Origin of the sequence: Mesorhizobium sp. M8A.F.Ca.ET.161.01.1.1 (assembly GCF_004792105.1) — a bacterium.
Classification (GTDB): Bacteria; Pseudomonadota; Alphaproteobacteria; order Rhizobiales; family Rhizobiaceae; genus Mesorhizobium.
In genome coordinates this window covers 420,538-436,354 of record NZ_SRTD01000003.1, presented here as the reverse complement: position 1 = coordinate 436,354, position 15,817 = coordinate 420,538, and the positions used below count along the sequence as shown (strand labels likewise).

The following is a 15,817-nucleotide window of genomic DNA, read 5'->3' as shown; positions in this document are numbered from 1 at the left end:
CGCAATTGGCTGCATGACTGGAGGCAATCGCGTCCCGCCGCTCACGCTTGGGCGGTGCGTCGCTTCGAAAGCGACTGCCACAACTCGGTTTCCTCGGTGAAGCCACCTTCGAAAGCTTCCATGACTTCGCGCGCCAGCTGGTCTCTCTGATCCTTGTCCTTGAGGGCCAGACGGCGCTCTCGGCACAGCTGGTCGAACACCTTCTGGAGAAGGTCCAGATCGTCGGACGTGAACATGCTGGTGAATTTTGAGAAAGCCATGGCGCTCTCCTCCCTCGTCGGGCGAAAGCACCTGAGTTGACTTTCAAGCGTCCGTTTGCCTGGGTTGGTGCGGACGACAAGGCACACTACACCCGCGGCGGCGGCTTTACGAATCTTTTGTAGTCGTAGAACCAAACCGGCCCACTACCGATCGCTGCCTTGCGTTGCCAGATCGGTGGCTGCGGTGCTAACCGAAAAAGGCGGACGGGAATCGGCGTTGAAGCAATGCGCGCCGCCTTTCTCAACAACATCCCGAACAGAACATCTCTTGCCCACCGTGGAGAAACAATTTTCATGCAAAAATCAACCAAGGCGATCCGGGTCGCCGCGCCGTTGCTTGCGATTTTGGGCATGGTCGCACCATTCATATTACCAATGACTCATATATCTTCGGCGCAGGCTCAGGAGGAATATCTTCCGACCCAGAAGGACTTTGTCGGCAAATGGCAACTCAGCGGCGCCACCACCCGGCCGCCGCGCGACATGAAGGATGCGCCCACGCCGGAACAGGAAGCCGCCGCAAATGAGTTCCAGCAGACGGTGACCGCGTTTTACGGCGCGTTCGATTATCTGGAGATCACGGCGGATGGCCGCTACAATTTCCATCAGCCCGGCGACCCGACATCGGGTTCCTGCGTCTGGTGCGGAACCTGGTCCTTCAGCAAGAGTTCGCTATGGCTCGAGCTGGACACGGCGCCCAGGCTCGATATCTACGCCAAGGGCGGCGACATCCAGATGACCTACACCGCCGAACCCGACGAAAAATCGAAATACGCCTGGCTGGTCTTCGGCTGGACGAAGGTTGATTAGACGGCGCCCCGCGACGCCCCCGAGCAAATTCGACGGGGTCCGAGCGGCTTTTCATCCATCTCGTATTCTCGTATACGAGATGGATTGGCTACCCGAGGAATCCGCATGAGTCCACTGCCTGAAGCCGTGCCGTTTTTCAGTCAGTGGGAGACGCCCGACATGACGCTGGCGGTGCTCGCCGATGGCGCCGAGGCCGCGTTGCGGCGGGATCCGCTATGGCAGGGATCGGGTGCCGCCACGCGCGACGAATACGCGGTCTGGGCCGCCAATGTCTGCGGCATGGCGTGTCTCAAGATGATCCTGGCGACGCGTGGCCAGATCGTGCCGACGATCGAACTGGCAAGACGGTGCACCGGATATGGCGGCTATGTCGTCAATGAAGGCTCGATCAAGGGGCTGATCTACGCGCCTTTCGTTGCCTTCGTGAAGCAGGAATTCGGCCTCGAGGCCGAGGTGATGACCAATGTCGCGACGGCGGACATTCCAGCGATCCTCGCCCGGTCGCGCTACTTCATCGCTTCGGTCAGCAGTTCGATCCGCTGGCCCGAGCGCGAGCCGCCATCGAAGGGCGGACACCTGGTTCTGGTCACCGCCGCGTCGGATGAGGGTTTTCGCTTTCACAACCCATCCGGCCATACCAGCGCCACACAGGCAAACGCAGTGTTGGCGCCAGGCGATTTCGATCGTTTCTTCGCCAATCGCGGCATTGCCGTCGCCATTTGATTTTCGACAGTTGAGGGATTTCGATGACCGGAAAGATCAGGGTTGCCATCCTCTATGGCGGGCGCTCGGCCGAGCACGACGTGTCGCGGCTGTCGGCGGCCAACGTGCTGAAGGCGATCGACCGGACGCGCTACGAGGTGGTGCCGATCGCCATTTCCCGGGAGGGCAGGTGGCTGCTGCAATCCTCGTCCGAGGCTGGCGGCGATGGGGCAGGGGCTCCGGTGTCGGAGGACGGCGTGGAGGTCGCCCTGCTGCCCGGCGGCAAGGGCCGGCTGATCCCGGCGTCGCACGAGGGAATACGGGCTGACCTTACGCCTGTCGATGTCGTCTTTCCCGTGCTGCACGGTCCCTTCGGCGAGGACGGCTCGGTGCAGGGCTATGCGGAAGTCGCCGATGTCGCCTATGTCGGCTGCGGCATTCTGGCTTCCGCCGCCGCCATGGACAAGGACGTCGCCAAGCGGCTCATGCGCGAGGCCGGCCTTGCCGTCGCCCGCTCGGTCACCGTGCATAGAGGTGATGTCGGTTCGTTCCAGGAGATCGCCGGGGCGCTTGGGCTGCCTTTCTTCGCCAAGCCGGCACGCCAGGGCTCGTCCTTCGGGGTGAGCAAGGTGAACGACGGGGATGGCTTTGAAGCGGCCGTCGAAACGGCTTTCCGCTACGACGGCAAGGTGCTGATCGAGGAGTTCGTCGAAGGCCGCGAGATCGAGTGCTCGGTGTTGCAACGGGCAGGCGGCTCGCTCACGGTTTCGCTGCCGGGCGAGATCATCCCGGCCGGCAAGCATGGCTTCTACACCTATGAGGCCAAATATCTCGATGCCGACGGCGCGGTGGTCAAAGTGCCCGCCGACGTCCCCGCCGCGATCGCCGACAGAGCGAGGGACATGGCTGGGCAAGCCTTCAAGGCGCTGGGCTGCGAGGCCATGGCGCGCGTCGACTTCTTCCTGCGCGCCGACGGCTCCCTGCTGGTCAACGAGGTCAACACGCTGCCCGGCTTCACCGACATTTCGATGTACGCCAAGGCGCTGGCGGCGATCGGCATCGGCTACGCGGAGGTCATCGACGCGCTGATCGAGCACGCGCTGGCGCGGCACGGCGTGCGCTGATCCGATCCGGGCAGGCAGCCAGTCGGAAGGCCGGTGCGCCCTTTCAGCACGGTCGCCACGCCGGATAAACTGCGCCTTGAACGACGTGTGTTCCACCTCTGGCTAATGTTGTACGCCGGCTCTATATGCCCGATCATGGAGCCGGCAGGAGGGACAGGGAATGGCGGCCAATCGTCGAAACGGGATGGCATCGCCGTCTCATGGATTGGAGGATATTCTTTCGCCCGCCGCCCCACACCCTCGAACGTCATTGCCCAACGTGGCCACCATCGTCACCACGGTGGCGGCGCTCTATTTTGGGCGTGAGGTTTTCCTGCCGATAGCAATCGCGCTGTTGCTGACTTTCGCGCTCGCCCCTCTTGTGTCCGCGCTCAAACGGGCCGGTATTCCCCGGATTGCCGCCGTCATCGTCAGCGTTTTGGGGGCGTTCGCCGCACTTGCCCTGTTCAGCTTCATTGTCGCCACGCAGGTCAGCGAACTGGCGCAGAATATCCCGGTCTACCAGACCAACATCCTGACCAAGATCCGCTCGCTCAAGGAGACCGGAGTCGGCGGAGGGATCATTGCCAGGTTGGGCAAGGTTGTCGAACGTGTCGGCCAGGAGATCGACAGGCAGGAGACGTCGCCGCCGGCCGCCACCCCGGAAAAGCCGCCGCGTGAGCCGGTGCCGGTCGAGATCGTCTCGCGCGAAAGGCCGCTGGAGGTCCTGCAGAACATAGTCGGGCCGCTGATCAGCCCGCTCGGATCGGCCGGGCTGATCATCGTGGTCGTCATCTTCATGCTGCTCGAGCGAGAGGACTTGCGCGACCGCTTCATCCGGCTTGTCGGTTATGGCGACCTTCACCGCACCACCGAGGCGCTTCAGGATGCCGGCAAGCGTGTTGGCCGGTACCTGCTGATGCAACTGGTCGTCAACATTTTGTACGCGATACCGATAGCGATCGGGTTGTGGATCCTCGGCATTCCAAATGCCTTGCTATGGGGATTGCTCGCGCTAGCCCTGCGGTTTGTTCCTTACATCGGGCCTGCCATAGGCATGCTGCTGCCGCTGTTCCTGGCGCTGGCCGTGGCGCCAGGCTGGTCGCTCGTGCTGTGGACAGCCGCCCTGTTCGTGGTGATGGAACTGGTTACCGGCAATGTCGTCGAACCCTGGCTTTATGGTTCGCGAACCGGGCTGTCATCCCTCGCGATCATCGTAGCGGCCATCTTCTGGACGTGGCTCTGGGGGCCGCTTGGGCTGGTCTTGTCAACACCGCTCACCGTGTGCCTGGTGGTGCTGGGCAGGCACGTGCCGCAGTTCGAGTTCCTCGACGTGCTCTTCGGCAACGAGCCCGTGCTCGAACCCCATGCGCGCCTCTACCAGCGTCTGCTCGCCGGTGATCCGGACGAGGCCACGGACCACGCCGAAGAGATGCTGGAAGAGAAATACCTGGTCGATTTCTACGACAAGGTGGCTATTCCCGCACTTCTGCTGGGCGAGCAGGACCGTGCGCGCGGTGTCATGGGCGATCAGCAAAGGCGGCAGTTGGCGGCCAGTGCGCAGGCGCTGGTGGCAAACCTCGACGAAAGTGCGCAGGAGGAAGCGGATGAGGAGGATGGCACGTTCGTGGCCGCGGAGGCGAGCGACGACGGTGAGACCGCCGGCGAGGAGGAGGCCGATCTGCCCGACGGCACGGATATGTCGGTGCTTTGCGCTGGCGGGCGTGGCGAGCTTGACGACGCCGCAGCAGCCATGCTGGCCCAGGTCCTGGAAGTCCAGGGCACGACGGTCTCGAAGGCAGGCTTTGCAGACATGGAACCGGGAGGTATTCGCCGCCTCGAACTCGACACCGTCGACACGGTCGTGGTTGGCTTCCTGAACGCGGATTCCATCAAGCACGCCCGGTTTCTGGTTCGCCGGCTAAAGCGTACGAAGGCAGCGCTGCGGGTGGGAATCGTGTTCTGGTCGGAGACCGGAAATGAGGACAAGGACGCAGCCGTCAAACTGGCCCAGGACATCAACGCGGATTTCGTGGCGCATGGCATGATGGATGCAGTGGTGGGCGCACTGTCGAACGAGCCGCCGGTCGCCCTGAAGCTCGTTGCCAAACGCCGCATGCGGCGTCAGCGGGCCACCCCAAGAAAGGCCTCGGCCACCGCTGCGAGCTAGGGCAATTCCCGGAAAAGTGTGTAGGGGTTTCGCGGTCGTTTACATATTTGAAGCAACGTCGCGGGAGGAGGGCGGCTTGGGCTTGTGGGCTGGCCGCATCTTCGCGGTCTGGTGGGGAAGGCGGGAAACAGGTTTGACCGGATTTCCAGCGACCGGTGCCTGAACCTTGCGGCGCCGGAGCCAGTTGGAAGACAGTTCGGCAAGCAGACTGCGCAGGGTCTTCACAACATTCTCCTCCGTCGGGCGATGCAGTAACCTCCAGAGACCGGACTTGTTCCACTGCGCTTGGAGCCGTGGCGGTCCGCAGGCTTTTTTGACTATTGCATCGAGGCTGACCGAGGAAGATCGAACGGCATGACCGCACTCTCCTCGCCATTGTCGACGAGCCCGTTCCCACTCGCAGCCAAGCCGTTGCCCAGAGCGTCGAATTCGATTGCCGCGCCAAGCACCTGGGCAGCGTGCAGGGCAAGGTATTCGACATCCTCGAGGGCGACATTCTCGGCCAGGTTTCGCACCCTGATCTGTTCCGCCACCGCGCTGATGTTGACGATGCCTGCCATCTCAAAGGCCCTCTGGACCGCCGAATTGACGTCGTCCAGCAACCGCGAAGAGTATTCGTACCGCATTTAAACCTCCCTTGGAGGGCTTGTTTCTATCCATGTCGCAGCATGCGCCAGGTGGGCGCGGATGACAAGCGAATTCTCAAAAATACTTGAATAAAATCAACAAGTTAGTATAGTGATGCAAGTGGGGGTCCGACGTCTTATTCTCATCATGGGTTAGATGCGCCGTTCCCCCACTGGCGGCACTTGACGCATTATGAGGCAAACCCTATTTGTTAGCTGAACGAGGTAGATACTAACTCGACACATTCTCAGCTCCAGCGAGGAAGCTTAGATGGCTGACCTGGAACGTCCGGAACGGCTGCAGATCATGCTCACCGTTGACGAATTGATGGCCCTGGAAAACTGGCGCTTCGAAAAGCGCATGCCGAGCCGCTCCGCCGCGGTCAGGGAACTATTGCGCCGGGGTCTGGCCTCCGATGGCTTCCTCGCCGCCGGGCAAGGGACCAAATCGCAGGAATTCGGCGTGCTGGCGCCCGAGGTCGATGGCAGAAGGCCAAACGGCGGGACAGCTGAGTAAGCCGGGAGCTGCGGATTCCTTAATTCCGTCAGGGGGGCGATTGCCTCGATTGGTTTGCGGGCTAGTTAGGTGGCCATGACGGAATTCCTGGCGGCGATGAGTGATGTTGAAGACAAGGGACGATTGGGCGCGAGCGCCGATGCGCGGCTGGCGGCGATTGTCGATTCCTCTTTCGATGCGATCATCAGCAAGGATCTGACCAGCGTCATCACAAGCTGGAACCTCGCTGCTGAACGCATGTTCGGCTACAGCCCCGAGGAAGCGGTGGGGCAGTCCATCCTCATGCTGATACCCGATCACCTCAAGGGCGAAGAGACGGAGATCATCAGCCGGGTTCGCAGCGGCGATCGCGTGGCGAGCTATGAGACGACCAGAAGGCGCAAGGATGGCTCGCTCATTGCCGTTTCGCTGACGGTTTCGCCAGTCAGGAACGGCGTAGGCGAGATCATCGGCGCTTCGCAGATCGCCCGCGACATCTCCGCCGCCAAGGAGAGCGAGCGCCGCATCAGGCTGTTGATGCGCGAGGTCAACCATCGCGTCAAGAACCAGTTCGCGGTCATCCTGTCGATGGTCAGGGAGACGAGCAAGCGCTCGAGCGACCCGCAAGAGTTCGAGGAACTGATACGCGCCCGCATCATGGCGCTGTCGCGCTCGCATGATCTGCTCGTCACCTCGGAGTGGGCGGGAGCGAGCCTCTTCGACCTGATCCAGGAGCATCTGAAGCCCTTCGGCCGCGAGGAGCAGATCCTGCTTTCCGGGCCGGTCCTGACGCTGCAGTCGAACGCGGTGCAGAACCTCGGCATGGCTTTCCACGAGCTCGGCACGAACTCGTCCAAATATGGCGCCCTGTCCAGTGATGCCGGCCGGGTCGAGATCACCTGGACGATAGGCTCTAGCGCCTTGGGCGAGCGTGAATTCCAATTGACCTGGGAGGAGACATCGAAGCCTCGTCCTGGCGACCGGCGCGACGAGACCACGCGTAAGGGGTTCGGCACCGTCGTGCTGCAGCGTGTGGCGCCGCAGTCGCTGGGTGGCTCAGCCGTTCTGGAACGGTCGCCTGGCCATTTGAAATGGCGATTGAGCGCGCCCCTGGCCTCCATCATCGTGGCGCAAGCCGGTACCGAGCCCATCGCCGATGCGGCGGGTTTGGGTATTTAGATTCGAGATTTCAATAGGTTGTCCGTTCGATCCTGAACGAGGAAGCTTGGTTGCCGCCGGGCAGGTGCGCGTAAAAATAGCCGTCATGGTGCGGCGGCGGGGGACCCCGCCGCCCGTTTTACCGGTCACGGATGATGATGGATATGCCTTTCGGCATCGACTTCGCCAACCGTGAAGCTCTGGAAGCCCGGCATGAGCTGCCATATGGCGGCAAGACCGATGACCGTATAGGCGAGGCGGGCCAAGGTGGCTCCTCCAAGGGCCGTGCCGATCACGTCATAGCTCGTTACGCCCATGGCCAGCCAGTTGAGACCACCAAGGATGATAAGGGCGAGGGTGACGAGGTTCATGATGCGCATAAACGCCTCCTGATGTTGCCTGAACAAACGCCGGAAGAAAAACGCCTGTGGTTTCAGGAGGTTCCGTCAATCACGGAATTGTGAACGGTGGTAACGAGCGTGAGCGGTGGCTGGGCGCGAAATCAGGCCGGGTTGCGGGGCCTGGAGCCTATTCGACCAGGACATGCGCCTCGCGCGCGGCCTCGACAAAGGCCTCCCTCGCGATATCCGGGGAAACGTCGCCACTCGTGGCGCGACGGCAGGGCGTAGCGCCGACTGATGTTTCAGGCTGCCGGCATCGCGCCAATGTGTCGTGAGGAGTTCGATGGCCTGTTGTGTGTTGGATAGGTTGCGGGTGGCTCCGGTGACGCCGACCGAAACCACGACGGGCTTGGAGAACCACGCGGTTTGCATTGGAACCTCGACCATGTTGCGCATGGAACGCGCGTGGCCGCGCGAGGTTTCATATCAGCCGATCACTGTCGCGTGAGGCTCGGCCCGGCATCTCCCGGCAAAACAAGGCCTAGACGATGTTGGTCGTCACCTCGACGATGATCGCGGCGCCTTCCAGGCCGCCGTTGGGCACATGCACGACACGCGAGACCCGCAAATCCTGCGGGCTTCCGTCGACCGACAGGGAAACACTCTCTCCAATGCGCGGCACGGCCTGGAAGGTGGCGTTGGTGGCGTCCGGCCGGTTGTCGATGGATATGCGGCAATTGACGGTCATGGAATGTCTCCTGTGGCTGGCGGTGCCCGGTCGTCAACGCGGGGTCCGTGAAATGGTTTCAGGAGGGCCGGGGCAAAACCCCGAGAGACCTGCCCGATGTCCGCCTGGCGGCCAACAGGCGGTCCGACGGCTTCCAGGCTTCTAGTTGGCTCTCGGAACGAAGTAGTTGGTGGTGACCGCATCGCGGCCCATCCCACGCGTGACTTGAACCGCGGCATAGCCTTCCGGGGGAATCGAGCCGGTCGCCGTCCGGTCGACCTGCTTGCATCGGCCGACCATTTCGCCGCCCGGCCACGGTGCCAATCTGACTGCAAGGGCCGCTTGGCATTCCTCGAGCGAGGAATAGGCGACGGGCTGCGACTCCATGGGCCGGCAGAGCGATGCGTTGCATGAAAGCATGATCATTACCGCCGCGGTTGCCGGGTCCATGAAACTCTCCTGTTGGCCGACAACGTGCAACGGGCCGCAAGGTTTCATGCCGGGGATCGAGCACCGCCCCGTGGGCATTCGGCTGCGCTTCTTCCAAAGGTATTCGACGGCTGTAATCGAAACTGCTTGGCCAGGGATGCGACCGCGCTTAAAGGCCCGGCCCGGTCCGCGCCTTTGGGTAGACCAAACGCCGGAACATCAAAGGCCAAACGAGGATATCGTCCAAGCGTTCTGGTACCCGAGGCGCGGCTTGGTATTCGCTGCGTCGGTCTGGGTCGACGTTGCTGTTCCGGTTGCGGTGCAGTCCAATTTTGCCGCCACTGCCGCCTTGATCGATAGACCAGCGCATGTGTTCGCAGCAGTGACTTTTGCCTTCTTTTCGTGCGCCGCAGCGACACTTGAACCGGCGAGGACAAGCGCCAGGCAAACGAGAGCCATTTTCATTAGAGTCACCTATTTTAGTGTAATCTAAATTAAAGTTAACGTAACGTTAACTGGCCGTCAATCGCGACGGGGTCCAGGGCGGAAGTCGCCGTCCTCCTGCCATTCTGAATTGTTCATCCAAGGCCCCAGGCGCCCGCCTGGGGCTGGACTACGGAGGCACGATGACTTGGATTTTCCGGTGCGAGCGGTCCTAGCAGGCAGGGCACCGGCCGATATCCTACCTGTATCCCGATTGGCCGATCGGTAGCGGATCTGAAGCGATCCGGCCTGATTCCGTTCAGAGAGTTCGCTTGCGGTTTTCTGCCTGGTTCCCGTTCATCGACTCGAACCACATCCCCGATCGCATGTCGTCACGGGGGTTTTAAGGACTACCGGCAGCCGGGCCAAGCTGGAGTTCCTCCCGGCGGCTTACGATGCTCAGCACAAATGCCGTGTGCTGGATTATCCCCGCCTCAGCGCGGACTCTCTCTCAGGTCCAGATACTAGCCTAAGCCGCGAAGCGCTGCAGCGCTCGCTACATTGGAAAGAATTTCACGGGACCTCTCTATAAGCCGACGGTTCCCCTCGATGACTTCCTGAGTTTCCTTGATGCGACGCTCCGTTTCATCCAAGCGGTCAACCAGCTTTTTGGTGTCATCGATGTGTTGCATGACAATGGCCACCTTATCATGATCCGCGTCCTCCCGGCTCAACAACTCGCGCGGGATGGAAGTTGTTCCCTGATTGGCCCATGAGCCGGAGGCTTGCGTGGCGGTTGATCCACGGAGGAATGTTTGCGTCAGCCGAGGAGGCGGCGACATGAAGGCCGAGGCAAAGAGATTTTCTTGAGCATGCGTCAGAACGTTGTTGACGGCCACCGGCTCCGCCCTTGCCAAGTCAATCGATAGGAATATATTCCTCGCGCGGCGATTTCTGCAATCTGAGGCCGCACCATGTCCAAAACCATTGCCGATGCCATTCGCAACCGCGAGACGTTCTACGTCACCTGCGGGCATCCGATGTGCAATCATTCCCTCCAGATCGACTTGCAAGCGCTGGGCGCCCGCCTGGGGCTCGACCACGGCGCCATGCATAACGACTTGGTGAAAGTGTTCCGGTGCGATCTGTGCAAGCGTGCAGGCAGGGGTCAGCGGCCGGTGTTCTTCACCTGCATCCCTGATTATGGCGCGATCGATCGGCGGAGGAACAGTAGCAAAGACTGACTGGCGGTCTTGGCCGAGTGCTCCGCTGGCGGGCTACAGTTTTACGCTTCGCGGTTCGTATGATCGGGGGGCCGGGAATGCGGCGGCTCGGCGCCGGAGTTTGGAGGGGAGCGCCGAGCCTAGCCGGCCGGTACCTGTGGGGGGCCACGGGGTCCTGCCGGGCTGGGCCGACTATGCCCCGCCTTCGAATAAGAACGAAGTCATCCGAAAGGAGGTGTCCTTGCGCGACATTGGCCGCGTCATTTCCCGTCCGCAACCAACCCTGCCGCCACCCGTTGACCCTATGCTGGGTAGATCCCTAGCACTTCTGTCTCTTCCCGCCGGTTTCGCCCGGCGGGCTTTTTCATGCCTGGAACATTCTTTGGAGGCGGGCGTTAATGATATCGTGGTCGATTCTTTAGGATGTAGCCACGCCCAGGGCCCGTCGCGGGGGGCCACGCGGCGGGCCTTTCATTTAAGGCAAGGAAATTCAATAACGCTGGCCAACGGCTCGTGGCCTGGCTTTTCGAGCCAGAAGAGCTGACGCAAATCGCGTTGGTCGGCCGGCTGGCCGCGGCTTAGTCTCCAGATGGTGACGACGTGGTTTGCCAGGCTTTGTTGCATGAGTATGGAGTTTCGAAAGTTGGAACTATTTTAGCGCACGCTGATTGAATCATCGGCAGCCGGGGTCGACTGCTGACCAACGTCCCTCCAAGACCTTTGGTCGGCCCGCGTCAGAGTTGGGTGGCGCGGGCCATCGCTTTTGGAGGCCGGGGAAGGTTGCGCGAGTCCTGTGCATGCCGAAGACGAAGGCTGGATTCACGGTGCCTTTCCTACCAGCCCTGCCTGCTATACCAGTCATCGATATCCCGACGGGCGCGATCCTTTTCGATGCCGTAGCGCTCCTGGATCTTGCCTTCGAGCTGATCGCGTTTGCCGGCGATGCGATCGAGATCATCGTCGGTGAGTTTTCCCCACTGTTCTTTGACCTTGCCCTTCACTTGCTTCCAGTTTCCCTCGACGCGATTCCAGTCCATGACAACCTCCTTCGTTGGAAAAAGGCGCAACGTCGTCGTGTCGAGGAAGTTCCCAAAAGGCCATCTGTGGCGGCCTTCGGGGGATCGATGCATATTCGACGATACGTCAAAAATTGCATCTAAGTCATTGTTTGGTTCCCGCTCATGGGCTCGAACCACGATTCACGCCTTCAAAGGGCGCTGTCCTACCATTAGACGAAGCGGGAAAGGCGGGACGTTATGGCGTCCTTGCGGCTTGCCGTCAATTCGGACCACCGGCCGTCAATTCGGGAAATCGACGCCCGGGTCCTGGCAGCGATGGACCGGGCAGGTACCGTCGCGGGACGGGATATAGGCCGACATCGGGACGTCAGGCCAGTCGCACTCGTTGCCGAACTGCCTGACATAGCGGTCATAGGTGTTGCGGCCGGTGGTCAGCACCACGGCGCGATGGCTCTGGATCATGGCGCGAATCTCGCCGCAACTCATGGAGCGGCTGTCGGGACGGGCATCGGCCAGGCCGGTCGTCGCGAGCACGGCGCCGATGGCCATCAACAAGGTCAGAACGCGAGCGGACATGAGGGTTCTCTTTGGTTTGACTGAATTGCACATGCGGCCGGTCCGGATTGGCGCTGGAATGGCCGCTTGCATTGTCGCACACAACCGCTTTCGTGTCTGTTGGGTTCCGCGCAACCAAATCGGGCGTCGCGCATTGCTGGGCATGGACGGCAGGAAACCCTACGAGACACCGCAATGGTGGCCCGGAAACGAGGGCCGTGAGGCGATGTGCTGTTCCTTCTGCGGCGGCCGCGACCATCGTTTCGAGGAGTGTCCGCGAAGATCCGATCCTTTCCGGCCTGGTGAACCCGACGGCGACGATACAGCGGAGCAATCAGTCGGCTGATCCGAGGTGACTGGCAGTGGCTAACCGGGGCGGTGGCTAACCGGCACCGGCCTTGACCTCGCCGAAGAAATCGATCAGCGCGCCAGCCGTTTGCCCGGGCATTTCCTCGGGGAAGAAGTGCCCGCCTGACATCGCGCGGCCACGCACGTCATCAGCCCAGTTCCGCCATAACGCCAGCGGTCCGCCTTCGCCGGCATACCATTGGGCCAGCGCGCCTTGCCCGCTCCACAGTGCCAGCACCGGGCAGGCGATGCGCCGGCCGGCGGCTTTGTCCGCCCGGTCGTGTTCGCGGTCGAGCGTTGCCGCCGCCCGGTATTCCTCGCAGATCGCGTGGATGTGGGCGGGGTCGCGCAAGGCATCGACATAGGCCCGGCGGATGCCGGCTGGAAAGACATCGGGCGATGAACCCCAGCCGCCCAGCGCATTGTCGACGATGGCGTCTGGGGCGCCCGCCAGGATCTTTTCCGGCAAGGGCGCGGGCTGCGCCAGCAGGGACCACGGCCAGTAGCCGAGCGCCAGCCGGGCATCGGCCCGGTCCCAGGCATCGGCCGTGGGCACGATGTCGAGCACGGCGAGTTTTTTGATAGGGCCGGGATGGTCGAGCGCCAGGCGGTAGGCGACACGCCCGCCGCGATCATGGCCGGCGACCATGAAGCTGGTAAAGCCGAGTTCCGCCATCATCGCCACCATGTCGGATGCCATGGCCCGCTTGGCATAGGGCGCGTGATCGGCGCTCGATGCCGGGCAGGTGCTGCGGCCATAGCCGCGCAGGTCGGCGCAGATGACGGTGAAACGTTCGGCGAGCGCCGGCGCAACGTCGCGCCACATCAGATGGGTCTGCGGAAAGCCGTGCAGCAAAAGCACCGCCGGTCCGCCACCGGAGCGGCGCACGAAGATGCTGACGTCCCCGATGTCGACGTCGATAGGCTGGAAATGCTCGAACATGGCTGGCCTCCGGCACAGGCAACGGCTGGAGAATGGAGTTGGTTGCAGCGCCTTTTGTGCAAGCGCCGGCTCTTTGCGCCGCGAAGGTGGCTCGCCGGCGCGATCGGCGTCGCCCGCGGCCTTGGCCTCTGGCCGGGTTCGCCATGCTGATCGTGCTGATCGTGGCAGGGCTGCTGCACTTGCCTCGAACCCAGGGCCGGCCTTGGAGTGAGGGCGACAGACAGCCGCTTCGGCCCCAGAGGCAGGCCCTCTTCGCCAACCCATTGGGCCAACCTTTCGGGCCGACGGGCGTTGTCCCAGTGAAGGGAAGGCCGCCGCGGGCGGCTGTTCAACGAAGGAGGCCGAGATGAAAGCTCTCGCCATAGCATCATGCGCCACGATGCTGGCCGTGGCGATGCCGGCCGCGGCACAGACGGCTCAGCAGATACCGAACCAGCAGGGCGACAAATGCCGGGTGCAGACGGATCAAGGCGGCAAGCAGCAGTCCGGCAGCGGCGACCTGAGCGAAAAGCTCAGTGATTGCGGCGGCGTGTTGAAGCCGCCGGCTACCGGCGACCAAGGCATGGCCGCGCCGGCGCCCGATGAAGGCAACACACCGGTAATCAAGCCTGGCGAAGTGCCGCCCCAGCCGCCGAAGCAGTAGAGTTGGTTAGACGACATTGCAGTGCCTGCAGCGGAACCTCGCGAACCAGGAAACGTTTCTATGACAAGACGGACCTGAGAAGGATGGGATCGTGAGAGATATTGCCGTCACCGCTACGTTGCTTGCCTCTATTGCTGTTGTGATCGTCCTGATGCTGATGGCGCCGAAGAGCTTCGGCTTCGAGAGTTCCCACCCGATCGTCAACGGCGATCTGCCCACCCAATGATCGAAAATGAGTCCAAAAAAAGCAGGCGAGTTCGCCTGCTTTTTGTTTGGGCATTGCCTTGGCCTATCGGACCAGAAGGCCGGCGTGATCGCACAGCGCGGTAAAGGCCTCCTGTGCCTGTGCCGCGCCTTCATTGTTGGTTAGCGCCGCCTCGATCTTCTCGCGCGCGGCCTGGTAGAAAGGGCCGCGCTTGGCATGCGGCCAGTCGATGAGGATTTCACTGGCGTCCTGGAGCGTGGCCACCTCACGGATCGTGTCCGATCCATGCGGCTTGACCCGCAGCGGTGTCGACAGCATCAAATCGGCCATTGGTTTTCCCGCTATTGGAGGATGCGCGCTTCACGCGCGGCGTCGATCATCGCCCGCATCGCCTTTTCCGGCGGCGTCCAGCCATCCAGGGCATCGCGGCAGCTGCGCAGTGCCGCCCGGTACCGCCGGCCCCGGCCGGCCGGCCAGTCACCAAGGCATTCCAGACCTTCCCAGGCGCTGCGCACCACGCGCTCCCGTTCCGGGGCGAATTTCAGGCGGATCGGTCGGGGAAACATCTTGTCGTTCAACGGTCGTCTCCATGAATCGCATGGCGGTCAAAACCGGGGGCGAGCCGACATGCACAGAGGAAGCGCCGGATAACGTGGCCGACAGGGCAGGGTTCCAGGTCCGGACGATCAATTTTCAAGCTTGCGCTCAATCGCTCGCGACGGCGTCCGACAAGGCTCTCGGCGCTGGCAGATCCGCGCCCTCTGCCAGCGGCCGGTCATGCTCGAACTGCTCGGCGTCGGGCAAGGCATGCAGCCAGGTTTCGCGCCGGCCGGTCCACAATTCATATTGCGGTTCAAGGTCCGTCGGCGCGACGTCGAGACTGCCGAGCATCACCTCGGCCTCGTTGTCGTCGACCCAGGCGACGCGGCTGCCGCAGGTCGGGCAAAAGCTGCGTGTGCCGTAGCTGGCCACTTCGCCCGATGTCTCGAAGGCATCGCGCGGCCAGATGGCAAAGGCGGAATAGACCGAACCGCTCGCCTTGCGGCAGTCCTTGCAGTGGCAAAGGCCAACCCGCGACGGCTTGCCGGTGACGACGAAATGCACGCCGCCGCACAGGCAGCTACCGGTCCTGCGTGTTGTCTCGGACATGGTTGCGGCCCTCCGTTTTCGCCACCCTGGCTGTCAGCCATACGGCTGTGCAGCCGATACTTCGTCAGTTTGGCATGCCACGGGCCGGGCGGGACAGATGCTCGTCTGCCATTTCGTTGGCCAGGATGAACCGGGAAAAAGACATCCTGTTCACCGTACCGCCGGGCCCGGTTGACGCGGCCCGCAGCAATCTTCAACGCCATCCAGGTGAAATGGTTGCCGCCTTGCGGGCCGCGTTCTTCTATCCGCGCGCGGCCATGTGGTTGTCGAGCTTCTTGCGCGAGGGGCCATAGCGCTTGATGATGGTCTGCGCCTCGCTCTGCGGAATGCCGTATTTGCGCGCGAAGGCGGCGACCTCATAGGTCTCCTCGCTCGAGACCAGCTTGCGGTCCTGCTTCGTCTTCGATTTGTCGTCGGGCATGGCTGGCCTCACTTTCTGTAAGCCGCATGGTTGCGCGGACGTCTAGATGTCGCGGTCAGACATAAC

23 protein-coding genes, 1 tRNA gene and 1 pseudogene are annotated in these 15,817 nt (G+C 62.3%); 9 read left to right on the top strand and 16 right to left on the bottom strand.

Annotated elements, in window-relative coordinates; genetic code table 11:
* Positions 1-41: 41 nt before the first annotated feature.
* On the bottom strand, positions 42-260 hold the full coding sequence (locus EN804_RS37195) for a hypothetical protein (RefSeq protein ID WP_189343723.1): 219 nt from the start codon (positions 258-260) through the stop codon (positions 42-44).
* A 294-nt stretch (positions 261-554) separates the two neighbouring features.
* Between EN804_RS37195 and EN804_RS10800 the strand changes: the two genes are divergently transcribed.
* The 4 genes from EN804_RS10800 (at position 555) to EN804_RS10785 (ending at position 5,045) form a co-directional block, all read left to right on the top strand.
* The gene (locus EN804_RS10800) at positions 555-1,070 is read left to right on the top strand and encodes a hypothetical protein (RefSeq protein ID WP_135916804.1); all 516 of its coding nucleotides are present in this window, start codon (positions 555-557) and stop codon (positions 1,068-1,070) included.
* A gap of 105 nt (positions 1,071-1,175) precedes the next feature.
* A complete protein-coding gene (locus EN804_RS10795; RefSeq protein WP_135919355.1) occupies positions 1,176-1,793 on the top strand; it encodes a C39 family peptidase in 618 nt (205 codons plus the stop codon).
* Positions 1,794-1,816: 23 nt separating this feature from the next.
* Positions 1,817-2,896: a D-alanine--D-alanine ligase family protein gene (locus EN804_RS10790; protein WP_135882020.1), complete on the top strand. Its 1,080-nt coding sequence runs from the start codon at positions 1,817-1,819 to the stop codon at positions 2,894-2,896.
* 160 nt (positions 2,897-3,056) lie between these two features.
* Positions 3,057-5,045, top strand: a complete 1,989-nt coding sequence (locus tag EN804_RS10785) for an AI-2E family transporter (protein WP_135919354.1) — start codon at positions 3,057-3,059, stop codon at positions 5,043-5,045.
* A gap of 39 nt (positions 5,046-5,084) precedes the next feature.
* Here the strand turns inward: EN804_RS10785 and EN804_RS10780 are convergent, their stop codons facing one another.
* On the bottom strand, positions 5,085-5,270 hold the full coding sequence (locus tag EN804_RS10780; protein WP_127278000.1) for a hypothetical protein: 186 nt from the start codon (positions 5,268-5,270) through the stop codon (positions 5,085-5,087).
* Between the two features lie 92 nt (positions 5,271-5,362).
* A complete protein-coding gene (locus EN804_RS10775) occupies positions 5,363-5,671 on the bottom strand; it encodes a hypothetical protein (protein ID WP_135919353.1) in 309 nt (102 codons plus the stop codon).
* Between the two features lie 271 nt (positions 5,672-5,942).
* Here EN804_RS10775 and EN804_RS10770 point away from each other — a divergent pair, with 271 nt between their 5' ends.
* Positions 5,943-6,188 (top strand): hypothetical protein, encoded by a 246-nt coding sequence (locus tag EN804_RS10770; RefSeq protein WP_127277998.1) that lies wholly within the window; start codon positions 5,943-5,945, stop codon positions 6,186-6,188.
* Between the two features lie 96 nt (positions 6,189-6,284).
* The gene (locus tag EN804_RS10765; protein ID WP_245464335.1) at positions 6,285-7,346 is read left to right on the top strand and encodes a PAS domain S-box protein; all 1,062 of its coding nucleotides are present in this window, start codon (positions 6,285-6,287) and stop codon (positions 7,344-7,346) included.
* Positions 7,347-7,471: 125 nt separating this feature from the next.
* On the opposite strand, the gene EN804_RS10760 is transcribed toward EN804_RS10765, so the two are convergent.
* The 5 genes and pseudogenes from EN804_RS10760 to EN804_RS10740 all read right to left on the bottom strand — a co-directional run bounded on the left by EN804_RS10760 (position 7,472) and on the right by EN804_RS10740 (position 10,144).
* Complete coding sequence (locus tag EN804_RS10760) at positions 7,472-7,705, bottom strand: DUF378 domain-containing protein (protein WP_135919352.1); 234 nt, start codon at positions 7,703-7,705, stop codon at positions 7,472-7,474.
* Positions 7,706-7,853: 148 nt separating this feature from the next.
* A pseudogene (locus tag EN804_RS38810) lies at positions 7,854-8,098 on the bottom strand (DUF982 domain-containing protein).
* Positions 8,099-8,207: 109 nt separating this feature from the next.
* Positions 8,208-8,414, bottom strand: a complete 207-nt coding sequence (locus tag EN804_RS10750; protein WP_127279761.1) for a hypothetical protein — start codon at positions 8,412-8,414, stop codon at positions 8,208-8,210.
* A gap of 141 nt (positions 8,415-8,555) precedes the next feature.
* Positions 8,556-8,843 (bottom strand): hypothetical protein, encoded by a 288-nt coding sequence (locus EN804_RS10745; protein ID WP_135919351.1) that lies wholly within the window; start codon positions 8,841-8,843, stop codon positions 8,556-8,558.
* Between the two features lie 926 nt (positions 8,844-9,769).
* Complete coding sequence (locus EN804_RS10740; protein ID WP_135919350.1) at positions 9,770-10,144, bottom strand: hypothetical protein; 375 nt, start codon at positions 10,142-10,144, stop codon at positions 9,770-9,772.
* 75 nt (positions 10,145-10,219) lie between these two features.
* Between EN804_RS10740 and EN804_RS10735 the strand changes: the two genes are divergently transcribed.
* Entirely contained in the window at positions 10,220-10,489 is a 270-nt protein-coding gene (locus tag EN804_RS10735) for a hypothetical protein (RefSeq protein ID WP_127279763.1), read from the top strand.
* Between the two features lie 812 nt (positions 10,490-11,301).
* Here the strand turns inward: EN804_RS10735 and EN804_RS10730 are convergent.
* The 4 genes from EN804_RS10730 to EN804_RS10715 form a co-directional block, all read right to left on the bottom strand.
* The gene (locus EN804_RS10730) at positions 11,302-11,505 is read right to left on the bottom strand and encodes a CsbD family protein (RefSeq protein ID WP_127279764.1); all 204 of its coding nucleotides are present in this window, start codon (positions 11,503-11,505) and stop codon (positions 11,302-11,304) included.
* A gap of 132 nt (positions 11,506-11,637) precedes the next feature.
* A tRNA-Gln gene (locus EN804_RS10725) sits at positions 11,638-11,711 on the bottom strand.
* Positions 11,712-11,766: 55 nt separating this feature from the next.
* Entirely contained in the window at positions 11,767-12,063 is a 297-nt protein-coding gene (locus EN804_RS10720) for a hypothetical protein (protein WP_127279765.1), read from the bottom strand.
* 361 nt (positions 12,064-12,424) lie between these two features.
* Positions 12,425-13,333 carry an alpha/beta hydrolase gene (locus EN804_RS10715; protein WP_135919349.1) on the bottom strand — a complete coding sequence of 303 codons (909 nt, stop codon included), beginning with the start codon at positions 13,331-13,333 and terminating at the stop codon, positions 12,425-12,427.
* A 346-nt stretch (positions 13,334-13,679) separates the two neighbouring features.
* On the opposite strand from EN804_RS10715, the gene EN804_RS10710 reads away from it, so the two are divergent.
* Both EN804_RS10710 and EN804_RS38665 read left to right on the top strand, forming a co-directional pair.
* On the top strand, positions 13,680-13,976 hold the full coding sequence (locus EN804_RS10710; RefSeq protein WP_127279767.1) for a hypothetical protein: 297 nt from the start codon (positions 13,680-13,682) through the stop codon (positions 13,974-13,976).
* 91 nt (positions 13,977-14,067) lie between these two features.
* Positions 14,068-14,202, top strand: coding sequence for a hypothetical protein (locus tag EN804_RS38665; protein WP_281404925.1), 135 nt, complete (start codon positions 14,068-14,070; stop codon positions 14,200-14,202).
* 63 nt (positions 14,203-14,265) lie between these two features.
* Here EN804_RS38665 and EN804_RS10705 read toward each other — a convergent pair whose 3' ends face one another.
* From EN804_RS10705 to EN804_RS10690, 4 genes are all read right to left on the bottom strand, one after another.
* Positions 14,266-14,511 carry a DUF982 domain-containing protein gene (locus EN804_RS10705; protein ID WP_127279400.1) on the bottom strand — a complete coding sequence of 82 codons (246 nt, stop codon included), beginning with the start codon at positions 14,509-14,511 and terminating at the stop codon, positions 14,266-14,268.
* Positions 14,512-14,522: 11 nt separating this feature from the next.
* On the bottom strand, positions 14,523-14,759 hold the full coding sequence (locus EN804_RS10700) for a DUF982 domain-containing protein (RefSeq protein WP_127279401.1): 237 nt from the start codon (positions 14,757-14,759) through the stop codon (positions 14,523-14,525).
* Between the two features lie 127 nt (positions 14,760-14,886).
* Positions 14,887-15,330 carry a GFA family protein gene (locus EN804_RS10695; RefSeq protein WP_135916725.1) on the bottom strand — a complete coding sequence of 148 codons (444 nt, stop codon included), beginning with the start codon at positions 15,328-15,330 and terminating at the stop codon, positions 14,887-14,889.
* 241 nt (positions 15,331-15,571) lie between these two features.
* Positions 15,572-15,751, bottom strand: coding sequence for a DUF3606 domain-containing protein (locus EN804_RS10690; RefSeq protein ID WP_015317039.1), 180 nt, complete (start codon positions 15,749-15,751; stop codon positions 15,572-15,574).
* Between the last annotated feature and the right edge of the window lie 66 nt (positions 15,752-15,817).